Raw genomic sequence first — 24,840 nt, 5'->3', positions numbered from 1 at the left:
CTTTTTCTTTCCTCCGGCCGCATCCGAACGGTCCTGCGGCAACGAAGAGCAGGTGAACGACGTGTGGGACACACCGACCGGAGAAGTGGGGCGATGACTGTGGGAGTTACAGTCGGGCATGCCCCAAGGAAGGCGAACCGCCCGGTGACGGCGGAACGACGCGAACCGGCACCTCCCGAGGACGACCTGGCCGCGCGATTCCGCGCCGGCGACGAACTGGCCCTTCGGGAGGCGTACGACCGGTACGGTCGCGCGGTGCTCCACCTGGCCACGAGCACGCTGGCCAACCGCAGCGACGCGGAGGACGTGACCCAGGCGACGTTCGTCGCCGCCTGGCTGGGGCGGGACACCTTCGATCCGACCAAGGGTTCACTGATCGGCTGGCTGCTCGGTATCGGGCGGCGCAAGGTGATCGACCGGCTGCGGGCCTCGGCCCGGGAGACCCGGGTGGTCGAGACGGTCCGGCAACTGCCGGAGCCGGCGCAGACCGGCCCGGACCCGGACACGGTGGTCGACCGGCTGGTGGTCGCGGACGAGCTGGCTCGACTACCGGACGACCAGCGACGCATGCTGGAACTGGCGTTCTTCGACGACCTGACACACCAACAGATATCGGCGGTGACCGGCGTGCCCCTGGGCACGGTGAAGAGTCACATCCGGCGCGGCATGGCGAACCTGAAACGCAGATGGGAGGTGGACGGTGCAGCACCTGGACCACGACCGGCTGGTCTTTCTGGCGCTCGGTGAGAGCGACGCGGACAGCGGCGAGAGCACCCACCTCGACAGCTGCGAGCACTGTCGGGTCGAGATGCGGACCCTGCAGCACGTCGCCGGCCTCGGTGCCGGCACCCAGGGCATGCGGGACCTGCCGGACCCTCCGGAGCACGTCTGGCAGGGCATCATGGCCGAGATCCGGGCGGCGGAGGACCTGCCGTCGCTCGGCGACGCCCGCAGCAGGCAGCGGCCGGACGACACCGACGACCGCGGCGACGCGGACCCGACCGGCGGCGTGGTGCTCACGCCCCGGCCGCACCGGCGCAGCCGCTGGTCGCGCTGGGCGGGCACCGCGGTGACGGCGGTCGCCGCCGCCGCCCTCGGCGTGGTCGGCACGCTCGCCGTGCTGGACCCGAAGGATCCGGAGCCGGCCCCGCGGGTGGTGCTGGCCAGTGCGCCCCTGGCGGCGTACGGCTCGACGCCGCCGGACGCCACGGGTGAGGCGCGGGTGTTCGACAACGGCCGGCTGCACCTGCACGTGGCGAATCTCCCGGACGTTCCGGGGTACTACGAGGTGTGGCTCATCAACCCGACCACCATGGAGATGTTCTCGGTCGGGGTGTTGGGTGACGAACCTGACGAGCTGCTGCCGTTGCCACCGAAGGTCGACCTTGAGGCATACTCAGTTGTCGACGTCTCCGCCGAGACGTTGGACAACAACACCGCCCACTCCGGCAACAGTCTGCTGAGGGGCACCCTGACGGGCTGATCGGCGGGCCGGCTCAGCTCCCCGGCCCGCCGATCAGCTCCCTTCCGGCGACGGCCGCCGGCCCGGCGTTCAGCCGAGCCGGCGGCCGAACCAGCCGAACCGCTTGTCCAGTGCCACGACGGCGGTCGCCAGCAGGGCGATGCCGAGGATTCGCAGCCAGGCCCCGGCGCTGATCGGTGCCGTCCGGAACAGCGCGTTCATCACCGGCAGGTAGGTCAACGCCAACTGGCCGACGGCCTGTACCAGGACGCCGCCGATGAGCCAGCGGTTGGTGAACAGCCCGAGTCGCCACGGCGACCGGGTGAGCGAGCGACAGCTGAACAGGTAGAACGCCTGCACGGCGACGAAGAGGTTCACCGCCGCGGTGCGGGCCTCCGGCAGGTCCGCCCCGGCGCCCAGTTCCCACTCGAACAGCCACCAGGTACCGGCGACGAGCAGGGCCGAAACCAGCAGGATCCGGACCACCAGGGCACCGGTGAGCAGAGCCTGGCCAGGATCGCGGGGCGGCCGGTCCATGATTCCCGGTTCCTTCGGCTCGAAGGCGAGCGTCAGGCCGAGCGCCACCGCGGTCGTCATGTTGATCCAGAGGATCTGGCTCGGCAGGATCGGCAGCGCCGTGCCGAGCAGGATCGCCACAAGGATGACCAGTCCCTCGCCGGTGTTCGTGGGCAGTGTCCAGGTGATGAACTTCGTCAGGTTGGCGAAGACGCCGCGCCCCTCCTCGACGGCGGACTCGATGGTGGCGAAGTCGTCGTCGGTGAGCACGATGTCGGCCGCCTCCTTGGCCACCTCCGTACCGGCGCGTCCCATGGCGATCCCGATGTTGGCCTGGCGCAGCGCGGGCGCGTCGTTGACCCCGTCGCCCGTCATGGCCACCACCTGCCCCTCGGCCTGCAGCGCCTCCACCAGCCGGAGCTTCTGCTCAGGTGACACCCGGGCGAAGACCGAGGCCCGGCGCACCGCCTCCGGACGGGCCGCGTCGGACAAATCGTCCAGGTCCGCGCCGCTGAGGACCTCGCCCGGCCCCGGGTCGCCCGCTAGCAGCCCGAGGCGTACGGCGATGGCGCTGGCGGTCGCCCGGTGGTCGCCGGTGATCATCTTTACCGCGATCCCCGCCCTCCGGCACGACGCGACCGCGGCGGCGGCAGGGGGCCGGGGCGGGTCGAGCATCGCCTGCAGCCCGGTGAAGACCAGGTTGCCGGGTAGTTCCTCCTCCACCAGTCGTTCACCGGGATCGACGCGCCACATCGCGGTGGCGAGCACCCGTAGCCCCTCACCGGCCAGATCCGCAGCGGCGGCCAGCACGGCCGCCCGGTCCAGCGGGACGGACGACCCGCCCCCGTCGAGTGCCTCGGTGGACCACTCGACAACCCTTTCCACCGCGCCCTTGACCAGGACCACACGTCCGTCGTTCCGCTGGTCGTGCAGGGTCGCCATGAACTGCCGCTCGGAGCTGAACGGGATCGTTGCCACCCGGGGAAGTTCCTCGGCCACCTCCTCGGCCCGGAGCCCGACCTTGGCACCCGCCACCAGCATGGCCCCCTCGGTCGGGTCACCGAGCACCGTCCACCGGCCCTCACGCTCGTCAAGTCGAGCGTCGTTGCAGGCGACACCGGCCAGCAGCGACCAGCGCAGCGCGCCGCCCTCTCCGGTGGGGGCCGGGCCACCCTGCGGATCCGTTATTTCGCCCGTGGGTGCGTAACCACCGCCGCTGATCCCGTACCGACCGGCGACGGTCCAGACGGCCTGTACGGTCATCTGGTTCTCGGTCAGGGTTCCGGTCTTGTCGGTGCAGATCACCGTCGTGCTGCCAAGTGTCTCCACGGCCGGCAGACGCCGGATCACCGCCCGCCTGCGGGCCATCCGTGACACGCCGATCGCCAGCGTGATCGTCACCGCTGCGGGGAGTCCCTCGGGGATCGCACCCACCGCGAGTGCGACGGCGGCGGTGAAGGTGTCACCCGCGCGCTCACCGCGGACGAGGCCAACGCCGAACGTGACCGCCGCGAGCACCAGGATCGCGACGGTGAGCACTCGGCTGAAACGGGCCAGCTTCGACGTCAACGGTGTGTCGAGCACCTGGGCAGCCCCGACGAGACGGTGGATGCGGCCCAGTTCCGTCTCCGCCCCGGTCGCGACCGCGATGCCGGTCGCCGACCCACCGGTGACCAGCGTGCCGGAGTAGAGGACGTTGCGCCGGTCCGCCACCGGCGTCCCGTCCCGGAGGACGACCTCGTCCTTGCGGACGGGCAGGGACTCGCCGGTCAGTGCCGACTCGTCGGCGCGCAGTTCGTCGGCGCGGGCCAGCCGCAGGTCGGCGGGCACCTTCTCGCCGGCCTCGACCAGGACCAGGTCGCCCGGGACCACGTCGTCCGAGGAGACCCGGCGCTGCCGCCCGCCGCGCACCACCCGGGCCTCGGTACGCACCATCGCCCGTAGCGCGTCCAGCGCCGCCTCGGCCTTGGACTCCTGCAGGAATCCGATGACGGCGTTGACCAGGACCACCCCGAAGATCACGCCGGAGTCGACGTACTCGGCCAGCATCAAGGTGACGACGCCGGCGGCGACCAGGACGTACACCAGGGGGTTCTGGAACTGCCGGAGCAGCCGGCGCAGCACACCGCCGCTGTCCGCCGTCGGCAGCACGTTGGGCCCGAACCGCTTTCGGCGGGCCGCCGCCTCCTCGTCGGTCAGCCCCCGTTCGGTGTGGGTCTCCAGCAGGAGTACGACCTCGTGCACGGCCAGCGCGTGGTGACCGCTTCCGGGCGTCCTGGCCGCCATCGCCCCTCCTCCGGGTGGGGTGCTGGGCGCTCGTGTCATCGTCGCAGTTCGGGCATCACCGCGGACCCTTCTGCTCAAGATCGCGGGGGCAGCGACCGCACGACGAGGGCCGGAAACCGACTCGCGGTTCCCGGCCCTCGAAGAGCTCGTACTCAGCTCACTTGCGCTTGCGGATCTCCTCGGCGGCCTGCGGCACGATCTTGAACAGGTCGCCCACCACGCCGAAGTCGGCCAGCTCGAAGATCGGCGCCTCGCCGTCCTTGTTGACCGCGACGATGGTCTTCGACGTCTGCATGCCGGCCCGGTGCTGGATGGCACCGGAGATGCCGAGCGCGACGTAGAGCTGCGGGGAGACCGTCTTGCCGGTCTGGCCCACCTGGAACTGGTGGGGGTAGTAGCCGGAGTCGACGGCCGCCCGGGAGGCGCCGACGGCGCCGCCGAGCAGGTCGGCCAGCTCCTCGACCAGCTTGAAGTTGTCGGCGTTGCCGACACCGCGACCGCCGGAGACGACGATCCCGGCCTCGGTCAGCTCCGGGCGGGAGCCCTTCTGCTCGGCGACCCGGTCGACGACCTTGGCCAGCTTGTCGGTGTCGGTGACCGACACGGTGAGCTGCTCGACGGCCGGGGTGGCCGCCGCGGGGGTCGGGTTGACCGAGTTCGGCCGGACGGTGACCAGCGGCAGGCCCTTGGTGACCTTGGACTTGACGATGGTGGAGCCGGCGAAGGCGACCTGGGTCGCGGTGCCGTCGGCGTCCAGGCCGACCACGTCGGTCAGGATGCCGTTGTCCAGCTTGACGGCGAGGCGGGCGGCGATCTCCTTGCCCTCCTGGGCGGAGGCGAGCAGCACGGCGGCCGGCTGCACCCGCTTGACCAGCTCGGCGAGCACGGTCGCCTTGGGGGCGACCAGGTAGCCGTCGATCTCCTCGCCCTCGGCGGCGTAGATCTTCTCCGCGCCGTACTCGCCCAGCTTGGCGCTCAGCGCCTCGGCCGCGCCGGCGCCGCCGAGCACCACCGCGCTCGGGGTGCCCAGCTCGCGGGCGAGGGTGAGCATCTCCAGGGTGACCTTCTTGACGCCGAATTCCTTGGTGGCTTCGACGACGACGAGAACCTCAGACATGTCCAGACCTCTCACACGAACTTCTCGGTGGCGAGGAACTCGACCAGCTTGACGCCGCCCTCGCCCTCGTCGGTGATCTTCGCGCCGCCGGAGCGCGGCGGGCGCTTGGTGTGCTCCAGCACGGCGCTGGTGGCACCGTCGAAGCCCACCTCGGTCGGGGCGACACCGAGGTCACCCAGGGAGAGCGTCTGCACCGGCTTCTTCTTGGCGGCCATGATGCCCTTGAAGGACGGGTAGCGCGGCTCGTTGATGGTGTCCCACACGGAGACGACGGCCGGGGTCGAGGCGGTGACCACCTCGTAGCCCTCCTCGGTCTGCCGCTCGACGGTCAGCGTGGAGCCGTCGACGGTGAGCTTGCGCGCGCCGGTCAGGGCGGCGACGCCCAGCCGCTCGGCGATCATGTGCGGCATGACCTGGACCCGGCCGTCGGTCGACTCGGCGCCACAGATCACCAGGTCGGCGTTCAGCTGGCCGAGGGCGGCGGCGAGCACCTTCGAGGTGGCCACGGCGCAGGAGCCGTGCAGGGCGTCGTCCACCACGTGGACGGCCTTGTCCGGGCCCATGGAGAGCGCCTTGCGGATCGACTCGGTCGCCCGGTCCGGACCCATGGTCAGGATGGTGACCTCGCCGCCGTGCGCCTCCTTGATCTTCAACGCCTCCTCGATGGCGTACTCGTCCATCTCGTTGATGACGTTGTTCGCCGAACCGCGGTCGACGGTGTTGTCGTCAGTACGCAGGTTGCGGTCCGCGCCCGAATCGGGCACCTGCTTGACGAGTACGACGATGTTCATCGCGCTTCGACGACCCTCCTGTTGGTGTTGCGATCGCTCGCCCGGTCTGGGGCGCAGCCTGCCGCGTGACTTAACGCTCGGTCAACCGCGGGCTGCTGTGCAGTTGCCCACGGCGCAATGTTACCTGCCAGTAGCTTCGAGCCTCGGAGCCGGTGAAGTGACACAGCTCACCACGGCACCAGCGCCGGGTAAGCCCTACTCAGGCCGGCTGAGCCAGCACGGCCCTGATCCGGTCGATCATCGCCGCCTCCTCCGGGGCGACGCCCCGGTGCGCCCGGGCCACCCGGTCCGCCGCGGCCAGCACCACGTCCCGGTAGGTCGCCACGTCGGCCGGGGACTTTTCCCGCAGGATCTCCAGCGCCCGGGCCAGCGCCGGCAGCACCACCGACTCGATCTGCGCCGGGTCGCGGGGCATCTTCGGCAGTGGACCCGTGGTCAGCGCCTCCTTCACCGCCCCGCTGGTGTCGGCCAGCGCCCCCGACGCGGCGAAGCTCTCCCGGAACACCGCCACCATGCCCGGATCGGCATTGGACACCAGGAAAACCGCGCCGAAGGCACCCGTCTTGAGAGTCAGCCGCTCCTCGGCCGTCAACCGCTCCGCCATGATCACGGAGTGTAGACGTACGGAGTGGTCGTGGTGACCGGGACGAGACCGAGCCGCTGAAGGATCGGCCGGCTCTCCGACGAGGCGTCGACCTGCAGGAGCGTCCGGTCGCGCTGGACGGCCAGGCGGGCCCGGTAGGTGACCAACGCCCGGTAGATGCCCCGCCGTCGCCACGGCGCGAGCGTCGAACCACCCCAGAGGGTGGCGAAGGCGGTGCCCGGCACATAGCGCACCCACCCCGCGCTGACCACCTCGTCCCCCGCCTCGGCCACCACCACGGTGATCGAGTGCGGGTCGGCGGCGATCTCCTTCTCCAGACCGGTCACCAGGTGGCTGCGGTCGGAGTTCCACACCGCCTCCTCCATCGCCGCTATCCGCTCCAGGTCCGCGCGGGCGGTCACCTCACGCAGGCGTACGCCCTCGGGAACCACCGGGAGTGCGGCCGCGAGCAGCGCGGCCGGGCCGATCACGACGGTCTCCTCCGGCTCCGGCTCGAAGCCGGCGGCGCGCAGCCGGTCCGGGAGGTCGGCGGGCTGGTCGTGGCCGTGCAGCTTCCATTCCACCGACTGGCCCCGCCGCCGGAAGTCCTCCACCTGACGCGCGATGAGCGCGTCCAGGTCCGGGCCGTCGAGCCCGCCCAGGTCACGGTAGGTCAGGAACCCGCCGTGGTCGAGGCCGATGATCCGCACCAGCGGACCGTCGTGCTCCACCGTGACGCCGGCCGGCAGCGGGTCCGGGACCCAGGCCCGCAGCTGACGGTCGTACGTGGTGCGCAGCATCGTCACATCAAGATCCGTCACCGTCCCAGCCTACGACCGGGAGGAAGCGGATAATCGATCGCGTGTGGCAGGCGATTCGGCGGTGGTTCGACCCGCGCGACCTCCGCTCGGTCGGCAGCACCCCGGACTACCGGTTCTCGCTGGCCAACGAGCGGACCTTCCTGGCGTGGCTCCGTACCGGGCTGGCGCTGGTCGCCGGCGGGCTCGCCGTCGCCCAGTTCCTGCCGCCGCTGCCGCTGGCGCACCTGCGGGAGATCATCGCCGTCGCGCTGCTGCTGCTCGGCGGGACGGTCGCGGTGCGGGCCGTCGACCACTGGGCGCGTACCGAGCGGGCCATCCGGCTCGGCGAGGAACTGCCCGCCTCCCGCTTCCCCGCGGTGCTCGCCCTCTCCGTCGGCCTGGGCGCGCTGCTGCTGGTGGCCGCGGTGCTGTCCCGGGCCGTCGGCGACCGGTGACCGGGCACGCGCGGGACCCGGGCCTGCAACCCGAGCGGACCCAACTGGCCTGGCGACGCACCGCGCTGGCCCTGACAGTGATCATGGTGCTGAGCGTGCGCCTCGCGCTCGCCGGCGACGTGGCCGGTGCGCTGCTCGCCGGGGTCGCGGTGGTGGGCTGGGGCGCGGCGCTACGGGTGTGCTGGCGACGCGGCACCGGCAGCGAACCGTCCGGCACCTACGGACGCGCCCTGCCGCTGGTGGCCCTCGCCACCGCCGGTTTCGCGATACTCGGCGCTCTTCTGGTCGTACGCGGGCTGTGGTGAGGTGGACGCCTGCGCCATGATGGGTGCATGGCCCGGTTGTACGTCCTCTTCTTCGTCGCGCAGATCGTCCTCGCCGTCTGCGCGCTGATCAGCTGTCTCTCCGCCGAGGAGGGCGAGATCCGCGCCCTGCCCCGGATCGCGTGGGTGCTGATCATCCTGTTCTTCCCGCTGGTCGGCTCGATCGCCTGGTTCGTCGCCGGCCGCACCTCCACCGGCGCCCGCCCCCGGACGCCGTGGCCGACCGGCGACGGCTTCTCTGAGCGGAAGCGCGCCCGTACGGTCGCCCCCGACGACGACCCCGAGTTCCTCCGCTCCATCGAAGAGCGGTCCCGCAAGGACGACGAGTTGTTCCGCCAGTGGGAGGACGACCTGCGCCGCCGCGAGGACGACCTGCGCCGCCGCGAGGGCGAGCCGCCGCGCGAGGAGGACCCGCCCCGCGCCCGGTGAGCGCCTCCGCCGTCGCCGGGCTGCCGGCGACGGCGGAGGGTGTCGCTCAGGCGAGGTTCGACGAGCGGGGGTACGCGTCGGTCGGGTCGGTGAGCACGTTGACCAGGTACGGCACACCGGCGTCGAACGCCCGACGCAGCGCCGGGCCGAGGTCGCCGGCCTTCGCCACCGTCTCGCCGGCACCGCCGAGGGCGGTCACCACCTGGTCGTAGCGCAGCTCGGGCTGGAGGTCGGCGGCCACGTCGTACCCGTACATCGCGCGCATCGGGTGCTTCTCCAGGCCCCAGATGCCGTTGTTGCCGACCACGATCACCACCGGCAGCTTCTGCCGGACCAGGGACTCCACGTCCATCAGCGAGAAGCCCGCCGCGCCGTCGCCCATCAGCACGCAGATCTGCCGGTCGGGGTAGCTGACCCGGGCGCCCATCGCGTAACCCATCCCGGTGCCGAGGCAGCCGTACGGGCCGGGGTCGAGCCAGGTGCCGGGCTGCGCCGGCTCCAGGTAGCGGCCGGCGTACGAGACGAAGTCGCCGCCGTCGCCGATCGTGACCGCGTCGCGGGCGAGGACCTTGCGCAGCTCGCCGTAGATCCGGGCGGGACGGATCGGGTCGGTCTCGGCGGCCATCTCCTCGGCGTCGCGGGCCTTCGCGGCGTCCTCGGCGACGCGCAGCTCGGCGACCCAGTCGGCGTGGTCGACCCGGTCACCCCGGTGGTCGGCCAGCGCGGTGAGGATCAGCCGCAGGTCACCGGCGGGGCCGGCGGCCGGCTCGACGTGCCCGGCCCGCTGGCTGGGGGCGTCGACGATGTGCACCACCCGCGCGTCGCCGAAGTCGCCGAAGCTGAGCCGGAAGTCCAGCGGGGTGCCGACCACCACCACCACGTCGGCGCCCTTGAGCGCGACCCGGCGGGCCTTCGCGAAGGCGAGCGGGTGCTCCGGCGGCAGGGCGCCGCGGCCCATGCCGTTGGTGAAGACCGGCACCTGCAACGCCTCGGCAGCCGCCCGCAGGGCGTCGACGGCGTCACCGGCGTACACGTCGGAGCCGGCGATGATCACCGGGCGCGAGGCGCCGGCGATCAGCCCGGCGGCCTTCGTCACCTCCCCCGGGTCGGCCTCGACCGGCGCGATGCCGGGCAGCGCGGGCAGCTCGGCGTCGGCGACCGAGAAGACCGCCTCCAGGGGGAGGTCGAGGAACACCGGGCCGCGGTGCGGCGTGAGCGCGGCGGTCAGCGCCGCGGTGACCGCGCGCGGGATGTCGTCGGTGCTGAAGACCGTCTCGGCGTGCTTGGTGACCGGGGCGACCAGCGGCAGGTGGTCCATCTCCTGGAGGCTGCCCGAGCCCCAGCGGAACTGCGGGGCCCGCCCGCCGAGCACCAGCACCGGGGACGCGTTGAAGTACGCGCTGGTCAGCCCGGAGATGCCGTTGGTGACGCCGGGGCCGGCGGTGAGCACCGCGAGGCCGGGCCGGCGTTGCAGCTTCGCCACCGCCTCGGCGGCGAAGACGGCCGACTGCTCGTGCCGGACGTCGTAGAGCGGGAAGCCGGCCTTGTGCGCGGCGTCGTAGAGCGGGAAGACGTGCCCGCCGGAGAGGGTGAACATCTCCCGCACCCCGTACGCGCGCAGCGCCGCCAGTGCGAGATCCCCGCCGTGCCCTTCGATCCGCTCCGTCATAGCCCGTTCCCCTTCGTCCGCATGACCGGAGTCACACGTTACTCACCGGTACAACGAATGTGAACCGCTCTCGGGTCGGCGGCGGGATCCGCCGCCGACCCGGTGGCGTGACTCAGCGGCCCGTGAAGTCCGGCTTGCGCTTCTCCACGAAGGCGGCCATGCCCTCGCGCCGGTCGTCGGTCGCGAAGAGCGCCGCGAAGAGCTGACTCTCCCACGCCAGGCCGGAGGCGAGGTCCATGTCCAGGCCGCTGTCGACCGCGAGCTTCGCGGCGCGCAGCGCCTGCATGGGACCCCTCAGGTACGGGCGGACCAGCTCGACCGCCGTGTCGTATACCTCGGCGGCCGGGGCGACCCGGTCGGCGAGACCGATCCGCAGCGCCTCGTCGGCGTCCACCATCCGGCCGGACATGATGAGGTCCTTGGCGCGGGCCGGGCCGACGAGGCGGGCCAGCCGCTGGGTGCCGCCGGCACCCGGGATGATGCCGAGCTTGATCTCCGGCTGCCCGAGCTTGGCGTCGGAGGCCACCACCCGCCAGTCGCAGGCGAGGGCCAGCTCGCAGCCGCCACCGAGGGCGTACCCGGTGATCGCGGCGACGACCGGCTTCGGGATCCGCGCGATCGCGCCGAGCGCGCTGGACAGGTCCGCGGCACGCTCCGCCATGTCCACGTAGGACATGTCGGCCATCTCCTTGATGTCCGCGCCGGCGGCGAAGACCTTCTCCCCGCCGTACACGATGACGGCACGCACGTCCGCGTCGGCGGTGGCCGCCGAGGCCGCGGCGCGCAACTCCTCCTGCACCTGGGTGTTGAGCGCGTTCATCGGCGGCCGCTCCAGCCGGATGGTGCCGATCCCGTCCCTGGTCTCCAGCCGCACGAACTCGCCCACGCTGTCCCCTCACTTCCTCGTCGAAGTAGCGTGCCAACCTTACGGCCCGGCCCGTTGGGGTACGTAGTCTGGTGCCAGGCCCGCTACCGGGAGTACCGCCATGATCACGTACTACGACGACAGGTCGATCCAGGTCACCTCCTCCGCCGTCCGGGTGGACGGCCGCACCTTCCCGCTGGCCGAGATCAGCGCGGTCTGGCACCGCCGGGGCAGCCGCTCCTGGCGGGTGCTCGCCGGCCGCGGCGCGATCGGGGCGGCGCTCACCGGTCCCCTGGTCGCCGCCGGCCTCGGCATCGCGCTGGCCCTCTGGCTGGACCGCTCCGCCACCGTCACGATCGCGATCGTGGGTGCCTCGGTGCTGGTCGGGCTCGCCGTCGGGCCGGTCGCCGACTTCCTCTTCGAACACCTCGACCGGTCGTACGCCCGGGGCAGCCGGCAGCTGGAGATGTGGGCCCGCTGGCGTGGTCAGTCGATCCGGCTGCTGAGCACGGGTGACGCGCTGCGGTTCGGCCAGGTCTACCGTGCGGTGCAGCGTGCCGTCGAGGCCGGCCAGCCGGTGCCGCACCGCCACCGCTGAGGCCGGGGCAGCCGGTTCGCCGCTCGGGCGGGTCCTTCGTGACGACGGTCCGCTGGCGCCGGTCACGGGGCGGCGCGGCCGGGTCCAGCGGGACCGGGGACATGCCTGCCGGGCCCTATCGAGCTGATGTCGTGGGTGGATCACGCGTCGGCCCGAGGTCCGACCGGTGCCGGCACCCGCGTCCGGCGGGCACGGCCACACCTGCGGTGCGTGCGGGCGCGGAGACGCGACGGCCTGATGTCGTGAACGGTTCAGCTCGACAGCGTCGCGGACAGACCCATGTCCCGCCGGTACGGCAAGGCGTCCGGGCCACGGGCGCACCTGGCCCGAGGGTGCTACAGCTTAGTGATGACGCTCTATTACCGGGACGACGCGGTGCAGGTGACGTCCGAGTCGATCCGGGTGGGCGGCCACGCGGTGTCGCTCGCCGAGGTGACGTTCGTCTGGCACGCGCGGGGGCGCACCACGCTGGCCGTACGCGGCCGGGTGTTCAGCCGGGGGGTCCTCGTCCTGCTCCTGTCCCTGCCGCCGCTGGTGGCGGTGGTGTGCGCGCTCTCGCTGGCCTGGTCCGCGCAGGACCGGGGGCAGTGGACACTCGCGCTCATCATCATCGCCGCCTGCGCGGTCCTGGCGCTGGCGCTCACCCCCTTCCTGGAGATCCCGCTCGGCTGGCTGGACCGCTCCTACGAGCGCGGCAACAAGGTGCACGAGCTGTGGGTGCAGCACCACGGGCGGGAGGTGCTGCTGCTGCGGACACCGGACGCGCTACGGTTCGGGCAGATCTACCGCGCGGTACAGCGCGCCGTCGAACAACGGGAGGACCCTCGGTGAGCGGTGGACGCGGCAGTGCCGTCGCCCTGGCCGGACTGCTCACCGCCACCGGGATCACCCACCTCGTGCGGCCGGAGTTCTACGACCCGATCGTGCCGCGGCCCCTGCCCGGCCCGGCCCGCGCGTGGACGTACGCCAGCGGGGTCGCGGAGCTGGCGGTGGCGGCGGCGGTCGCGCATCCGGCGACCCGCCGGACCGGTGGTCTGGCCGCCGCCGCGCTGTTCGCGGCGGTGCTGCCGGCCAACGTGCAGATGGCGATGGACTGGCGGCGCCGGTCCCCGGCGTGGCGGGCGGTGGCCTACGGCCGGGTCCCGCTGCAGGCCCCGCTGATCTGGTGGGCGCTGCGCGTCGCCCGGTCATAACACCGCGGTTATGGACGAATCGGGGTGTGCGCGTCACCCCCGACGGATGCTCTCCTCATTGGACGGTGAACGTCATCGATATGAGGAGGCAGTCATGCTGAGAAGGCTCGTCACCGCCGCCGCGACAGTCCTCGCCCTGATGCTCCCCGCACCGCTCGGCGCCCAGGCGTCCGCACCCGATCCGGGCCTGCCCGGCGCGTACGCGGCCGGCTACGTCGACACCACGGTCAGCGCGGCGGGCCGCTCCTTCTCCGCCCGGGTCCACTACCCGGCCACCGCCGCCGGCAACGCCCAGCCGGTGGCCACCGGCCGGTTCCCGGCGATCGCCTTCGGCCACGGCTTCCTCCAGTCCATCTCGCGGTACCAGTCGACCCTCGCGCACCTCGCCTCATGGGGCTTCATCGTCATCGCCCCCGGCTCGCAGGGCGGCTTCTCGCCCAGCCACAGCGCCTTCGCCGACGACCTCAACGCGGCACTGACCTGGGCCGTGGCGCAGGACACGACGAGCGGGTCCCGCTTCGCCGGACGTGTCAGCACCGACCGGCTGGGCCTGTCCGGCCACTCCATGGGGGGCGGTGCGAGCATCCTCGCGGCGGCCCGGAACCCGCGGGTGGTGACCGTGGCGAACCTCGCCGCCGCCGAGACCAACCCGTCCGCGAAGGCCGCCGCCGCCACGCTGACCCTCCCGGTGCAGCTCGTCGCCGGCGAGCGGGACTCGATCGCCGGAGTGGCCGACCACCAGCGCCCGATCTACACCAGCAAGCTGCCGGCGAAGCAGCTGCGGATCATCCGGGGTGGCTACCACTGCGGCTTCATGGACTCCTCCTCGCTCTTCTGCGACAGCGGCGGCATCAGCCGGGCCACCCAGCTGCAGATCAGCAAGCGGCTGCTCACCCAGTGGTTCCTGCGGCACCTGGCCGGGGACCTCGCGTACGACGACGCGGTCTGGGGAACGCCCGCCCAGACCGATCCGGCGGTCAGCTTCGAGGGCGTCCGCTGACACCGGGCCTGACCGGCGGGCCTCCCGGCCCGCCGGTCAGGTCAGCGGCAGTGTGGTGGCCACCGGCCAGGCCAGCAGGGCCGTGCCGACCACCGGTGGCAGCCAGGACGGCGCACCCGCCCCACGCAGCACCGCCGCCCAGGCCACCTGCCACACCACCAGCAACGCGAAGAGCGGCACCACCAGCAGCACGAAGCCGGGCGCCAGACCGACCACCGCCGAGGCGGTCAGGGCGAGCACGGCGAGCACGCCCACCACGGCGTGCCGTCCGGTCCGGCCGCCGGAGACCCGTTCCGCGCCGGCCAGGAAGACCAGACAGCCGGTGGCGGCGACCGGCAGCAGCCACCACCGGGCGCCGACCGGCAGCGCCGAGGTCAGTCCGAGGTGGATCGGGACCGCGACGGCGAGCACCGCGTACCCGGTGAGCAGCACGGCGGCGACCACGGACCGTGCCGTCCCGAGGTGCTCGACCGGGGTGGCGGTGCCCTGCCCGAGCGGCGCGGACGCCAGCGCGCGCGGCGGTGACCAGCGCCCGGCTACGGCCAACAGCAGGCCGCTGACCAGCAGGAATCCGATGACGTGACCGCCCACGGCGAGCGGCAGCCGGGCGGTGGGGACGAGCGCCGCAACCGCCGCGCCGACGCCCGCGGCGACCACCGCGACCGCGAGCAGCTTCCCCGGTGACGACGCCGGCGGTCGCGGACGGGCCGACCGGCGCCCCAGCGCGAGGACGGTCAGGGGTACGTAGCCCAGCCCCAGACCGAGCAGCAGAAGCCCCGCCGGAAGGAGCCGGGCGGTGGGTCGCGCACCGGACCCGCCGTCCGACGGGAGCCACGCGGCGACCTCGGCGTGGGTACGCGCGGCGAAGAGCACCGAGATGTGCTCCACCCCCGGCACCTCCACCAGCCGCCTGGTGCTGCCGCCCTGCCCCGCCGCCTCCTCGGCCGCCCGGCGGAAGTCGGGGAACTCGGCCCCGCCGACGATCAGCAGCAGATCGGCCGGACGGGCGCCCCCGGCGTCGCCCGCGTCCGGCAGCGAGATCGCCACGGTGCGGCGGATCTCCGGATGGTCGGCGGCCCAGCGGGTGACCGCGCCCGCCCCCATCGAGTGCCCGACCAGGTAGATCCGCTCCGGGTCCACGTCCGGGAGGCCGCGCAGGTGCGCGACGGCCACGTCCAGGTCGGCGGCGAGAGTCTCCTCCGACGCGCCCCGGCCGCCCCCGCCGAGCCGCCCCGGGTTGGCGCCGTGCCCGGCGAAGTCCAGCAACAGCGCCACCATGCCATCGCGGGCCACGGTGTCGGCGATCGGCCGCATCAGCCGGGCGGAACCGGCGAAGCCGTGCGCGACCACCACACCCGGTCGCCGGCCCACGTCGGCCTGCGGGGAGGCCCGGACCTCGGTCAACGGCACCCCGGCCACGGTGACGTGCCGCACGGTGAGCCCGTCGGAGGCGCGCGCCGACCCGTACGCCCCGAGGGCCACCAGGAGCGCGGCGAGCACGGCGAGGACGGCGGCGGTGCGGGGCGGACGCGGCGGCGAGGGGGCCGACATGCCGGCACCCTACCGCCGGAGACCGCGACCGGCGGATGCCTCGACCGGCGGAGCGTGCACCGGCAGCGCACACTTGCGCCATGGCTATCCCACTCCCCCGGCCGACCGAGGTCGTCGGCCGCACCCGCAGCGCCCTCGACCAGGCCTTCGGCTCGGCGGCGTCGTTCGCCGCCGTGCCGGCCCGCGCCTTCGCGGTGCTGGACGGCGTGGAGGCGCTGCTGGCGCGGATCAACGGGGTGGTGGACCGGATCGAGGAGACCCTGGACCGCACCGACCGGGTGCTCACCGACGCCGAGGCGGCGGTCGCGGAGGTCGCGGTGATCAGCGCCGCGGCGACCACCGCCATCGACACCGCGACCGAGGTCGCCGCTGCGGCGGCCCGGGTGGTGGGTGAGGCCGAGCGGGTGTCGGGGGCCGCCGCGCTCGTCGTCGGCGATGCGGAGAAGGTGGCCCGCGCGGCCGGCGCGGTGGTCGCCGAGGCGGACTCGGTGGCCGGGCGGGCCGCCGGCACGGTGGGCACCGCCGCGGAGGCGGCGGCCACCGCCGCGGAGCTGCTGGCGGCGTACGAGCCGGCGCTGCGCCGGGGCGCGCCGATGGCGAACCGTTTCGTCGAGCAGCTCAGTCACGAGGAGGTGACGGCGGCGATCCGGCTCGTCGACGAACTGCCCAAGCTCAAGCAGCACCTCAGTGCCGACATCCTGCCGATCCTGGCCACCCTGGACCGGGTCGGCCCGGACCTGCACGACCTGCTGGACGTCACCCGCGACCTGAAGCTCGCCGTCGCCGGCATCCCCGGTCTCGGCATGCTGCGCCGACGCGGCGAGCGGCTCAGCGACGACCCGGTCGAGTGAGCCTCAGCAGTCGCAGGTGACCGTGGACCGGGGTGCGGTCAGCTCGTCGGCGGGGCGCCGGACGAGGCCGTCGGGCGTGACGACGGGCAGTCCCTCGCGCACCCAGTACTCGTACCCGCCGAGCATCTCCTTGACCGCGTAGCCGAGCCGGGCGAACTCCAGCGCCGCGCGCGTCGCGCCGTTGCAGCCGGGGCCCCAGCAGTAGGTGACCACCCGGGACCCGGCCGGCACGAGGTCGGCGGCCCGGGCGGCGATCGCGGCGGTCGGCAGGTGCAGCGCGCCGGGCAGGTGCCCCTGCCGCCAGGCGACGTCGCCCCGCGAGTCGACGACCACCAGGCCGGGCGTCCCGGCGGTGAGGTCGGCGTGCACGTCGCTGACGTCGGTCTCGACGCCGAGGCGGGCGAGGAAGTGGGCGGCGGCGGTGGCCGAGGGCGCGGCGGGCACGGCGAACGTCTGTGTCATGGCCTGATCCTGCGGCCGGTCCGGCAGTTCGGACGAGTGGCCGGAACGCCGTCCACCGCTAACATTCCGCCATGGCGGGACGGGTGGAGGGCGACCGGAGCGTCGCCGTGCTGGCGTATCCCGGGATGTCGGTCTTCGAGACCGGGATCGTCACCGAGGTGTTCGGGTTGCCCCGGCCGGAGTTCGACGTGCCCTGGTACACGCTGACCGTGTGCGCCGAACGTCCCGGGCCGGTGCCGCTGGTCGGCGGCGCCGCCCTGCACACCCCGTACGGGCTGGACGACCTCGCCGCCGCCGCGACCGTGATCGTTCCCGGGGTGCCGGACGTGACCGTCGCCCCCTCCCCCGCGCTGGTCGCCGCGCTGCGCCGGGCGCACCGCGACGGCGCCCGCGTGATGTCCATCTGCTCCGGCGCGTTCGCGCTGGCCGGCGCCGGGCTGCTCGACGGTCGACGGGCCACCACCCACTGGCGGTACGCGCCCCTGCTCGCACGCCGCCACCCCCGCGTCCGGGTCGACCCGGACGTGCTCTACCTCGACGACGGCGACATCCTCACCAGCGCCGGCAGCGCCGCCGGCCTGGACCTCTGTGTGCACGTGGTACGCCGGGACCACGGCGCCGCGATCGCCAACGCCGTCGCCCGGCGGCTGGTGATCCCCCCGCACCGGGACGGCGGCCAGGCGCAGTTCGTCGAGGCGCCGGTCGCCGTCGATCCCGACGACGACCGGATCGCCGGCAGCATCGACTGGACGCTGGCGCACCTGACCGAACCGCTCACCGTGGCGCGGCTGGCGCGGCAGGCGCACATGTCACCCCGGACGTACCTGCGGCACTTCGCCCGGGCCACCGGCACCAGCCCGATCCGCTGGCTGGTCGACCAGCGGGTCCGGGCCAGCCTGGCGCTGCTGGAGGAGACCGACGCGCCGGTGGAGGAGGTGGCCGCAGCGGTGGGCTTCGACAGCCCGGTCACCTACCGGCACCACTTCGGCCGGGCGATGCGGACCTCGCCGTCGGCGTACCGCCGGGCCTTCCGTGCGCGGGCCGACCGGCCGGCGTGACCCCCGTCGCCCGCCGTCAGGCCCGCGCGTAGATCTCGTCGATCTCGGCCCGGCCGGGCAGCGCCACCGAGGCGCCGAGCCGCCGCACGGACGCCGCGCCGGCCGCCGCCGCCCACCGCACCGCGTCGAGCAGTTCCCGCCCCTCGCCCCAGGCCACCGCGAGCGCGGCGGTGAACGCGTCCCCGGCAGCGGTCGAGTCGACCACGTCGACCGCGAACGCGGGGACGTGCGCGGTCGTGCCGTCGCGATCGACGTACAGGGCACCCGCGCCGCCGAGCGTGAGCACCGCCCGGGGCACCAGGTCGAGCAGCGCCCGCGGCTCGTCGCTCCCCCGCCCGGTGAGCGCGTGCGCCTCGCCCTCGTTGACCACCAGCAGGTCCGTGGCGGCGAGCAGCTCCGCCGGGAGCGGTCGGGCCGGCGCGGCGTTGAGCACGACCCGGGTGCCGGCGTCCCGGGCGGCCAGCGCCGCCTCGGTCACCGTCTCGACCGGGATCTCCAGCTGGGCCACCAGGACGTCGGCCGCGCGTACGAGGGAGCGCTCGTCCTCCGTGAGGCCGGTCATCGAGGCGTTCGCGCCGGGGCTCACCACGATCGCGTTCTCGCCGTCGGCGCTGACCATGACCAGGGCCACACCGGAGGTGCCGTAGGTGACCCGGAGCCGGCTGGTGTCCACTCCGGCGGCGGTGATCCGGGCGCGCAGCGTGACCCCGAAGGAGTCGGAGCCGATCGCCCCGAGGAACGCGCAGGAGGCGCCGGCCCGGACGGCGGCGACCGCCTGGTTGGCGCCCTTGCCGCCGGCCACCATCACGAAGTCGGTGCCCAGCACGGTCTCCCCCGGACGGGGCAGGGCGGGGGCGGTAGCCACCAGGTCCATGTTGGCGCTGCCCACGACGACGATCCGGGTCTGCGGCACCGCGTACCTCCTCAGGCGGCGCGGGCGGTGTACCGGTCGCCGTGCCGCTCGACCAGCAGGGGCAGGCCGAACGTCTTGGACAGGTTGTCGCCGGTGAGCGTGTCGGCCAGCAGCCCCTGCGCCACCACCCCGCCCTCGCGCAGCAGCAGCGCGTGGGTGAAGCCCGGCGGGATCTCCTCGACGTGGTGGGTCACCAGCACCAGCGCCGGGGCGTCCGGGTCGTACGCCAGGTCGGCCAGGCGGGCGACCAGGTCCTCCCGGCCACCCAGGTCGAGCCCGGCGGCCGGCTCGTCCAGCAGCAGCAGCTCGGGGTCGGTCATCAGCGCCCGGGCGATCTGGACGCGCTTGCGCTCCCCCTCCGACAGGGTGCCGTACGTGCGGTCGGCGAGGGCGGCGACACCGAGCTGGCCGAGCAGCGCGCGGGCCCGGGCCTCGTCGCCGGGGTCGTAGCTCTCCCGAAAGCGCCCGACGACCGACCAGGCGGCGGTGACCACCACGTCGGTGACCCGCTCGTCGGCGGGCAGCCGCTCGGCGAGGGCGGCGGTGGAGAGGCCGATCCGGGTGCGCAGCTCGGTGACGTCGGTGCGGCCGATGCGCTCGCCGAGCACGTGTGCGGTGCCGACGGTCGGGTGGAGTCGCCCGGCGGCGAGGTTCAGCAGGGTGGTCTTCCCGGCACCGTTGGGGCCGAGCACGACCCAGCGCTCGTCCAGCTCGACCCGCCAGTCCACGTCGTGCAGCAGCGCCGTGCCGGACCGGCGTACGCCGACGCCGTCGAGGCTGACCACCAGATCCGCGTCCACGGGAGAGGGTGCGGGTGCGGCGCCACGGGCGCCGGGGATCAGGTCACCAGTCACCCGCCCATCCAACCACGCAGCACGTGGTGCCCCCCACGGGCGGTGTCCTGGTCATAGGGTGGGGCGCCGTGTCATTGATCACCACAGCCGGAGGACGCCGGATGCCCGGTCGGAGAAGGGAGCCGCGCGGATGAGCGCGGTCATCGAGATCGAGGGTCTGCGCAAGACCTTCCACACCCTGCGGCACGGGCGCCGGGTGGCCGTCGACGGCTTCGACCTGGTCGTCGAGGCCGGTCAGATCCACGGCTTCCTCGGCCCCAACGGGTCGGGCAAGACGACCACGCTGCGCGCCCTGCTCGGGCTGGTCCGCGCCGACGCCGGCCGGATGGCGGTGCTCGGGGAACGCTCGCCGGAGCGCCTGACGCGGGTGACCGGTCGGGTCGGCGCGATCGTGGAGAGCCCGCAGTTCTTCGGCAACTTCACCGGCCACCGCACCCTGCGCCTGCTCGCCCGGGCGGGCGGGGTGCCGGTCAGCCGGGTGGACGAGGTTCTGGAGCAGGTGGGCCTGCGCGACCGGGGCCACGACCGGGTCAAGGGCTACTCGCTGGGCATGAAGCAGCGCCTGGCGGTGGCCTCGGCCCTGTTGAAGGATCCGGAGCTGCTGATCCTCGACGAGCCGGCGAACGGGCTGGACCCGGCCGGCATCCGGGAGATGCGGGACCTCATGCGCACCCTCGCGGACGCGGGCGTGACGGTGCTGGTGTCCAGCCACATCCTGGCCGAGATCCAGTTGATCTGCGACCACGTGACGATCATCTCGCGCGGCCGCCGGGTGGCGGCCGGCCCGGTCGACGAGGTCCTGGCCGGTTTCGACCGGCACGAGGTGCTGGTCCGGGTCGACGACCCGGAACGGGCCACGGAGCTGCTGCGGGCGGCCGACCTGACGGTCGTCGGGCACCCGGACCACCTGGTGGTGACCGACGTCGCCGACGCCACCCAGATCAGCCGGCTCCTCGGCGAGCAGGGCGTCTGGCTGCGCGAGCTGACCCCGCTGCGGCCGGACCTGGAGAGCGTCTTCCTGGAGCTGACCGGCACCGCACCGCACCCGACGGTGCCCCGCCAGGGGGACGGCACGACCCGCCCCGACGACGCGATCGTCGACCTCGACGCTTCAGGAGTGGACGCGTGAACCTGGTCCGTGCCGAGCTGGAGCGCCTGGCCGCCCGGCGCTTCGTGCAGCTCATGCTCGTCCTGCTGGTGGCGGCCTTCGGCATCACCGCGGCCACCACCCTGGCCAACTCGCACCGGCCGACCGTCGCCGAGGTGTCCGACGCGCAGCGGCAGGCGGCCGACGCGCGACGCGATCTGGAGCTGGGGTACGAACGCTGCCTGGCCCGGGAGCGGGGCGCCCTGCCGACGGAGGAGGTCGACCAGTACTACCCCGCGAATTGCAGCGAGATCGACCCGGGGCGGATGGAGCGGCTGCCGGTGGCGGCGGACTTCCTCTACGGGGTCTTCACGTTCGCCCAGGAGGCGCGCCCGCTGCTCTACTTCCTCATCGCGTTCCTGGTGCTGTTCGGGTTCCTGGTCGGCGCCTCCTACATCGGGGCGGACCTGAACTCCGGCGGGGTCGTCAACCTGCTGCTCTGGCGACCGGCCCGGCTGTCCGTGCTGGGCGCCAAGCTGGGCACGCTGCTCGGGACGGTGGCGGTGCTGGCACTGGTGGCGTCGGCCGCGTACCTGGGAACGTTCTGGCTCATCGCGCAGGCGGCCGGGCAACCCGGCGTCCTCGACGACGAGTTCTGGCGATCGTTGGGCGTGATCTGGGGCCGGGGGATGCTGCTGGTGCTGCTCGCCTCGGCGGTCGGGTTCGCCATCGCCACGCTGGGCCGGCACACCTCGGCGGCGCTCGGCGCGGTCGCCGCGTACGCGGTCCTGTGGGAGCTGGGCGCGCGACTGGTGCTGACGATCCTCGACGCCCGGCGGCCCGACCAGCTGATGCTCTCCAGCTACCTGCAGGCCTGGTTGACCGGCCGGGCGACGTTCTGGGACAGCCGGGCCTGCCCCGACGGGGGCATCGGCTGGGTCTGCGACCCGTCTTACGTGATGACCTGGCGGCCGGGTCTGGTCGTGCTGCTCGTGGTGACCCTGGCGCTGACCGGCGCGGCGTTCGCGGTGTTCCGCCGCCGCGACCTCGTCTGATCCCTCCGGGGCGGCCCGGGTGCGGCAACTCCTTGCAGCACCCGGGCCTCAGGTGAAATATTCCTTCACATGGCGGACGGCGGCGGCACCCGGTCACCCGACCGTGGACCCGAAGACCTCGTCCCGTACGGCGTCCAGCGCGGTGTGCAGCGCGCCGCTCAGGATCGGCTCCTCGGTCAGCCCGGTGGGCGCCACGCGGGGCCGCACCAGGGTGATCGCCGCCACCTCGTGCTGCACCCGCTCCGCCAGCGCCGCCCCGCCGGCCTGACCCACCTCACCGGCCAGCACCACCAGCGGCGGGTCCAGCACGACGCAGGTGCTCGCCACACCGAGGGCGAGCCGGCGGGCCACCTCGTCGAGCATCGGGCCGCCGGCCGTGCCGTCGGCGATCGCGGCGCGTACCCCACCGGCTGCCGAGGAGTCCGGGTATCCGTGCTCCCGGGCCAGCGCGCGGACCGCGTCCGCTCCGATCAGCTGCTGGAACGCCGGCTTGGCCCGGCGGGAGACGTCCCGCGGGATGGGCGCGCCGGGCACCGGCAGGTAACCGATCTCGCCCGCCGCGCCACTGCTGCCGTGGTGCAGCCGTCCACCCAGCATGATCGCCAGACCGACGCCGGCTCCCACCCAGACCAGGACGAAGTCCGGTACGCCCCGGGCGGCGCCGGACCGCGCCTCGGCCATCGCGGCCAGGTTCACGTCGTTCTCGAAGACCACCGGGGTGTGCAGGTCGTCGCGCAGCGCGGCGAGCAGGCCGCTGTGCCAGCGCGGCAGGTTGAACGCGAACGTGATGTCACCGCTGCCCGGGTCCACCAGGCCGGGGGTGCCCAGCACGATCCGCCGGACGCTCGACAGCTGCGCCTGGGCGCTGCTGGCCGCCTTGACCACCGCGTTGTGCACCACGCCCACCGGGTCGTCGGTGTCCCGGGTCGACTGCTCGACCCGACCGATCACCGCGCCGGTGATGTCCGCACAGGCCGCCACGACCCGGTCCGGCCCGACGTCCACGCCCACCACGTGCGCGCTGTTGGGTCGGACGGCGTACAGCTGGGCGTTCGGCCCCCGCCCGCCGGCCTGCTCGCCGACCCGGGTGACCAGGCCACGCTCCTCCAGGCGCTCGACCAGCTGCGAGGCGGTGACCTTGGACAACCCGGTCAGCTCGCCGAGCCGGGCCCGGGTCAGCGGCCCCTGCTCCAGGAGCAGCTCCAACGCCGCGCGGTCGTTGAGCGCCCGCAACAGGCGGGGGGTGCCGGGCAGCCGGGTCGCACTCATGCCAGGTCCTCGAAATTCTAAAGTTTGCTAACCGTAAACGGAGCTGGGAACGGGTAGCCGTAGCGTATCGGCCACCCGGGACGGCGGTGGTCGGCCGACCCGGTACCTCGATCACCACCTCCGGTACGACGACGGTGCCCCCCGGGCACCAAGAGGGAGGATCACGTGGGGCACGATCCAGGACTGCGCCGGCTGGTGCTCGGCACGCTGCTGGCCGCGTACCCGGGGCCGGTGCCACCGGACTGGGCGGTCGACCTGGTGGGCGAGGGCCTCGCCGGGCACACCCTGTTCGGCACCAACATCCACGACCCGTCCCAGATCGCCGCGACCACCGCCGCGCTGCGCGCCGGCCGGTCGGACGTGCTGATCGCCATCGACGAGGAGGGCGGGGACGTGACCCGGCTGGCGCACGCCACCGGCAGCCCGTACCCGGGCAACGCGGCCCTCGGCGCGATCGGCGACACCGCCCTGACCCGACGGGTCCACGAGGCGATCGGCGCCGAACTGGCCGCGCTCGGGATCACCGTCAACCTGGCGCCGACCGTCGACGTGAACAGCGCCGACGACAACCCCGTCATCGGCACCCGCTCGTTCGGCGCGGACCCGATCCGGGTGGCCGCCCACGCCGCGGCGGCGGTGGCCGGACTCCAGGCGGCCGGGGTCGCCGCCTGCGCCAAGCACTTCCCCGGCCACGGCGCCACGGTCGCCGACTCCCACCACGAACTGCCGCTGGTCGACGTACCCGTCGAGGTGCTGCGCCGGCGCGACCTGCCGCCGTTCGCGGCGGTCGTCGCGGCGGGCGCGCGGGCGGTGATGACCGCCCACATCCGGGTGCCGGCGCTGACCGGCGACGGTCCGGCCACCTTCAGCCGGGCCGTGCTGGTCGACCTGCTGCGCGGCGAGTACGGCTTCACCGGCGCCGTCGTAACCGACGCCCTGGAGATGAAGGGTGCGGCGGTAGCCGCCGGCGGCATCGGCCCGGCCGCCGTCCGCGCCCTGGCCGCCGGGGCGGACCTGCTCTGCATCGGCGCCCAGGTCGACGCCGACCTGGTCGAGCACGTGGTCGCGGAGATCACCGCCGCGCTCGCCGACGGCCGGCTGGACTCCGGACGCGTCGAGGAGGCCGCCGGCCGCGCCGCCGCGCTCGCCGCCTGGACCCGGGCCGCCGGCACCGCGCCGGCCGCGCCCACCGATCTCGGGTACGCGGCGGCCCGCCGCGCGGTGAAGGTGGAGGGGGTGCTGACCGGCCTGGACCACCCCCTGGTCGTGCAACTGCACGCCGCGTCGACGATCGCCGAGGGGCGGGTGCCGTGGGGCCTCGGCCCACACCTCGCCGACGCGGAGGAACTGCGGGTGGTCGCCGCCGAGACCGCCCCGGAGACCCTGCGGCAGCTCGCCGGGGACCGGCCGATCGTGCTCGTCGGCCGGCACCTGCACCGGCTGCCCGGCGCCGCGGACCTGGTCACCGCGCTGGCCGCCGCGCACCCGGTGGCGGTGGTCGAGATGGGCTGGCCGGCGCGCTGGCGGCCGACCGGTGTCCGCGCCTTCGTCACCACGTACGGCGCCAGCCACGCCAACGGCCGCGCCGCCGCAGAGGTGCTCGGCCTGGCCCGCTGACGATCGGGCGGCGTGGGACAGGCCCGGGGCGGGTAT

The 24,840-nt window shown here is 73.8% G+C and carries 26 protein-coding genes; 14 read left to right on the top strand and 12 right to left on the bottom strand.

Annotated elements, in window-relative coordinates:
* Positions 1-144: 144 nt before the first annotated feature.
* Both ACIBR0_RS16220 and ACIBR0_RS16215 read left to right on the top strand, forming a co-directional pair.
* Positions 145-747: a sigma-70 family RNA polymerase sigma factor gene (locus ACIBR0_RS16220; RefSeq protein ID WP_357041895.1), complete on the top strand. Its 603-nt coding sequence runs from the start codon at positions 145-147 to the stop codon at positions 745-747.
* The gene (locus tag ACIBR0_RS16215; RefSeq protein WP_396716278.1) at positions 701-1,483 is read left to right on the top strand and encodes an anti-sigma factor; all 783 of its coding nucleotides are present in this window, start codon (positions 701-703) and stop codon (positions 1,481-1,483) included. Before ACIBR0_RS16220 ends, ACIBR0_RS16215 begins: the two co-directional genes overlap by 47 nt.
* A gap of 69 nt (positions 1,484-1,552) precedes the next feature.
* Here the strand turns inward: ACIBR0_RS16215 and ACIBR0_RS16210 are convergent, their stop codons facing one another.
* From ACIBR0_RS16210 to ACIBR0_RS16190, 5 genes are all read right to left on the bottom strand, one after another.
* Positions 1,553-4,264: an HAD-IC family P-type ATPase gene (locus tag ACIBR0_RS16210; protein ID WP_396716276.1), complete on the bottom strand. Its 2,712-nt coding sequence runs from the start codon at positions 4,262-4,264 to the stop codon at positions 1,553-1,555.
* Between the two features lie 157 nt (positions 4,265-4,421).
* Complete coding sequence (locus ACIBR0_RS16205; RefSeq protein WP_357033177.1) at positions 4,422-5,381, bottom strand: electron transfer flavoprotein subunit alpha/FixB family protein; 960 nt, start codon at positions 5,379-5,381, stop codon at positions 4,422-4,424.
* Between the two features lie 11 nt (positions 5,382-5,392).
* A complete protein-coding gene (locus ACIBR0_RS16200; RefSeq protein WP_396716274.1) occupies positions 5,393-6,172 on the bottom strand; it encodes an electron transfer flavoprotein subunit beta/FixA family protein in 780 nt (259 codons plus the stop codon).
* 199 nt (positions 6,173-6,371) lie between these two features.
* On the bottom strand, positions 6,372-6,776 hold the full coding sequence (locus tag ACIBR0_RS16195; RefSeq protein ID WP_396716272.1) for a hypothetical protein: 405 nt from the start codon (positions 6,774-6,776) through the stop codon (positions 6,372-6,374).
* Positions 6,777-6,778: 2 nt separating this feature from the next.
* Positions 6,779-7,576 carry a GNAT family N-acetyltransferase gene (locus tag ACIBR0_RS16190; protein ID WP_396716270.1) on the bottom strand — a complete coding sequence of 266 codons (798 nt, stop codon included), beginning with the start codon at positions 7,574-7,576 and terminating at the stop codon, positions 6,779-6,781.
* Positions 7,577-7,617: 41 nt separating this feature from the next.
* Between ACIBR0_RS16190 and ACIBR0_RS16185 the strand changes: the two genes are divergently transcribed.
* The 3 genes from ACIBR0_RS16185 to ACIBR0_RS16175 are packed head-to-tail and all read left to right on the top strand — an operon-like array spanning position 7,618 to position 8,762.
* A complete protein-coding gene (locus tag ACIBR0_RS16185) occupies positions 7,618-8,010 on the top strand; it encodes a YidH family protein (RefSeq protein WP_396716268.1) in 393 nt (130 codons plus the stop codon).
* The gene (locus tag ACIBR0_RS16180; RefSeq protein WP_396716266.1) at positions 8,007-8,315 is read left to right on the top strand and encodes a DUF202 domain-containing protein; all 309 of its coding nucleotides are present in this window, start codon (positions 8,007-8,009) and stop codon (positions 8,313-8,315) included. Before ACIBR0_RS16185 ends, ACIBR0_RS16180 begins: the two co-directional genes overlap by 4 nt.
* 27 nt (positions 8,316-8,342) lie before the next feature.
* Positions 8,343-8,762, top strand: a complete 420-nt coding sequence (locus ACIBR0_RS16175) for a PLD nuclease N-terminal domain-containing protein (RefSeq protein ID WP_396716264.1) — start codon at positions 8,343-8,345, stop codon at positions 8,760-8,762.
* A 46-nt stretch (positions 8,763-8,808) separates the two neighbouring features.
* Here the strand turns inward: ACIBR0_RS16175 and ACIBR0_RS16170 are convergent, their stop codons facing one another.
* Together ACIBR0_RS16170 and ACIBR0_RS16165 are read right to left on the bottom strand one after the other, a co-directional pair.
* Positions 8,809-10,431 (bottom strand): acetolactate synthase, encoded by a 1,623-nt coding sequence (locus tag ACIBR0_RS16170; RefSeq protein WP_396716262.1) that lies wholly within the window; start codon positions 10,429-10,431, stop codon positions 8,809-8,811.
* 112 nt (positions 10,432-10,543) lie between these two features.
* Positions 10,544-11,317, bottom strand: a complete 774-nt coding sequence (locus tag ACIBR0_RS16165; RefSeq protein WP_396716260.1) for an enoyl-CoA hydratase-related protein — start codon at positions 11,315-11,317, stop codon at positions 10,544-10,546.
* Positions 11,318-11,417: 100 nt separating this feature from the next.
* Between ACIBR0_RS16165 and ACIBR0_RS16160 the strand changes: the two genes are divergently transcribed.
* The 4 genes from ACIBR0_RS16160 (at position 11,418) to ACIBR0_RS16145 (ending at position 14,087) form a co-directional block, all read left to right on the top strand.
* A complete protein-coding gene (locus ACIBR0_RS16160) occupies positions 11,418-11,894 on the top strand; it encodes a DUF6232 family protein (RefSeq protein ID WP_396716258.1) in 477 nt (158 codons plus the stop codon).
* Between the two features lie 348 nt (positions 11,895-12,242).
* Positions 12,243-12,725, top strand: coding sequence for a DUF6232 family protein (locus ACIBR0_RS16155; protein ID WP_357033147.1), 483 nt, complete (start codon positions 12,243-12,245; stop codon positions 12,723-12,725).
* A complete protein-coding gene (locus tag ACIBR0_RS16150; RefSeq protein WP_396716256.1) occupies positions 12,722-13,087 on the top strand; it encodes a MauE/DoxX family redox-associated membrane protein in 366 nt (121 codons plus the stop codon). The genes ACIBR0_RS16155 and ACIBR0_RS16150 overlap by 4 nt, the downstream gene beginning before the upstream one ends.
* 94 nt (positions 13,088-13,181) lie before the next feature.
* Complete coding sequence (locus ACIBR0_RS16145) at positions 13,182-14,087, top strand: alpha/beta hydrolase family protein (RefSeq protein WP_396716254.1); 906 nt, start codon at positions 13,182-13,184, stop codon at positions 14,085-14,087.
* A gap of 36 nt (positions 14,088-14,123) precedes the next feature.
* On the opposite strand, the gene ACIBR0_RS16140 is transcribed toward ACIBR0_RS16145, so the two are convergent.
* Positions 14,124-15,638 carry a dienelactone hydrolase family protein gene (locus tag ACIBR0_RS16140; protein WP_396716252.1) on the bottom strand — a complete coding sequence of 505 codons (1,515 nt, stop codon included), beginning with the start codon at positions 15,636-15,638 and terminating at the stop codon, positions 14,124-14,126.
* A gap of 80 nt (positions 15,639-15,718) precedes the next feature.
* Between ACIBR0_RS16140 and ACIBR0_RS16135 the strand changes: the two genes are divergently transcribed.
* On the top strand, positions 15,719-16,489 hold the full coding sequence (locus ACIBR0_RS16135; protein ID WP_396716250.1) for a hypothetical protein: 771 nt from the start codon (positions 15,719-15,721) through the stop codon (positions 16,487-16,489).
* Positions 16,490-16,492: 3 nt separating this feature from the next.
* Here the strand turns inward: ACIBR0_RS16135 and ACIBR0_RS16130 are convergent, their stop codons facing one another.
* Positions 16,493-16,951, bottom strand: coding sequence for a rhodanese-like domain-containing protein (locus ACIBR0_RS16130; RefSeq protein ID WP_396716248.1), 459 nt, complete (start codon positions 16,949-16,951; stop codon positions 16,493-16,495).
* Positions 16,952-17,022: 71 nt separating this feature from the next.
* Here ACIBR0_RS16130 and ACIBR0_RS16125 point away from each other — a divergent pair, with 71 nt between their 5' ends.
* On the top strand, positions 17,023-18,009 hold the full coding sequence (locus ACIBR0_RS16125) for a helix-turn-helix domain-containing protein (protein ID WP_396716247.1): 987 nt from the start codon (positions 17,023-17,025) through the stop codon (positions 18,007-18,009).
* Between the two features lie 16 nt (positions 18,010-18,025).
* On the opposite strand, the gene ACIBR0_RS16120 is transcribed toward ACIBR0_RS16125, so the two are convergent.
* Both ACIBR0_RS16120 and ACIBR0_RS16115 read right to left on the bottom strand, forming a co-directional pair.
* Positions 18,026-18,922 (bottom strand): ribokinase, encoded by an 897-nt coding sequence (locus ACIBR0_RS16120; protein ID WP_396716245.1) that lies wholly within the window; start codon positions 18,920-18,922, stop codon positions 18,026-18,028.
* A gap of 11 nt (positions 18,923-18,933) precedes the next feature.
* Positions 18,934-19,776 (bottom strand): ABC transporter ATP-binding protein, encoded by an 843-nt coding sequence (locus tag ACIBR0_RS16115; RefSeq protein ID WP_396716243.1) that lies wholly within the window; start codon positions 19,774-19,776, stop codon positions 18,934-18,936.
* 130 nt (positions 19,777-19,906) lie between these two features.
* Between ACIBR0_RS16115 and ACIBR0_RS16110 the strand changes: the two genes are divergently transcribed.
* Entirely contained in the window at positions 19,907-20,905 is a 999-nt protein-coding gene (locus tag ACIBR0_RS16110; RefSeq protein ID WP_396716240.1) for an ABC transporter ATP-binding protein, read from the top strand.
* Entirely contained in the window at positions 20,902-21,918 is a 1,017-nt protein-coding gene (locus ACIBR0_RS16105; protein WP_396716238.1) for an ABC transporter permease subunit, read from the top strand. The genes ACIBR0_RS16110 and ACIBR0_RS16105 overlap by 4 nt, the downstream gene beginning before the upstream one ends.
* A 93-nt stretch (positions 21,919-22,011) precedes the next feature.
* Here the strand turns inward: ACIBR0_RS16105 and ACIBR0_RS16100 are convergent, their stop codons facing one another.
* Complete coding sequence (locus ACIBR0_RS16100; RefSeq protein WP_357037683.1) at positions 22,012-23,187, bottom strand: ROK family transcriptional regulator; 1,176 nt, start codon at positions 23,185-23,187, stop codon at positions 22,012-22,014.
* Between the two features lie 165 nt (positions 23,188-23,352).
* On the opposite strand from ACIBR0_RS16100, the gene ACIBR0_RS16095 reads away from it, so the two are divergent.
* A complete protein-coding gene (locus ACIBR0_RS16095; RefSeq protein WP_396716236.1) occupies positions 23,353-24,804 on the top strand; it encodes a glycoside hydrolase family 3 N-terminal domain-containing protein in 1,452 nt (483 codons plus the stop codon).
* Positions 24,805-24,840: the final 36 nt, after the last annotated feature.

The sequence above is a fragment of the Micromonospora sp. NPDC049497 genome (assembly GCF_044465805.1).
Lineage (GTDB): Bacteria > Actinomycetota > Actinomycetes > Mycobacteriales > Micromonosporaceae > Micromonospora.
The sequence above is the reverse complement of the archived record's forward strand: the minus strand, read 5'-3'. Positions and strand labels throughout refer to the sequence as shown.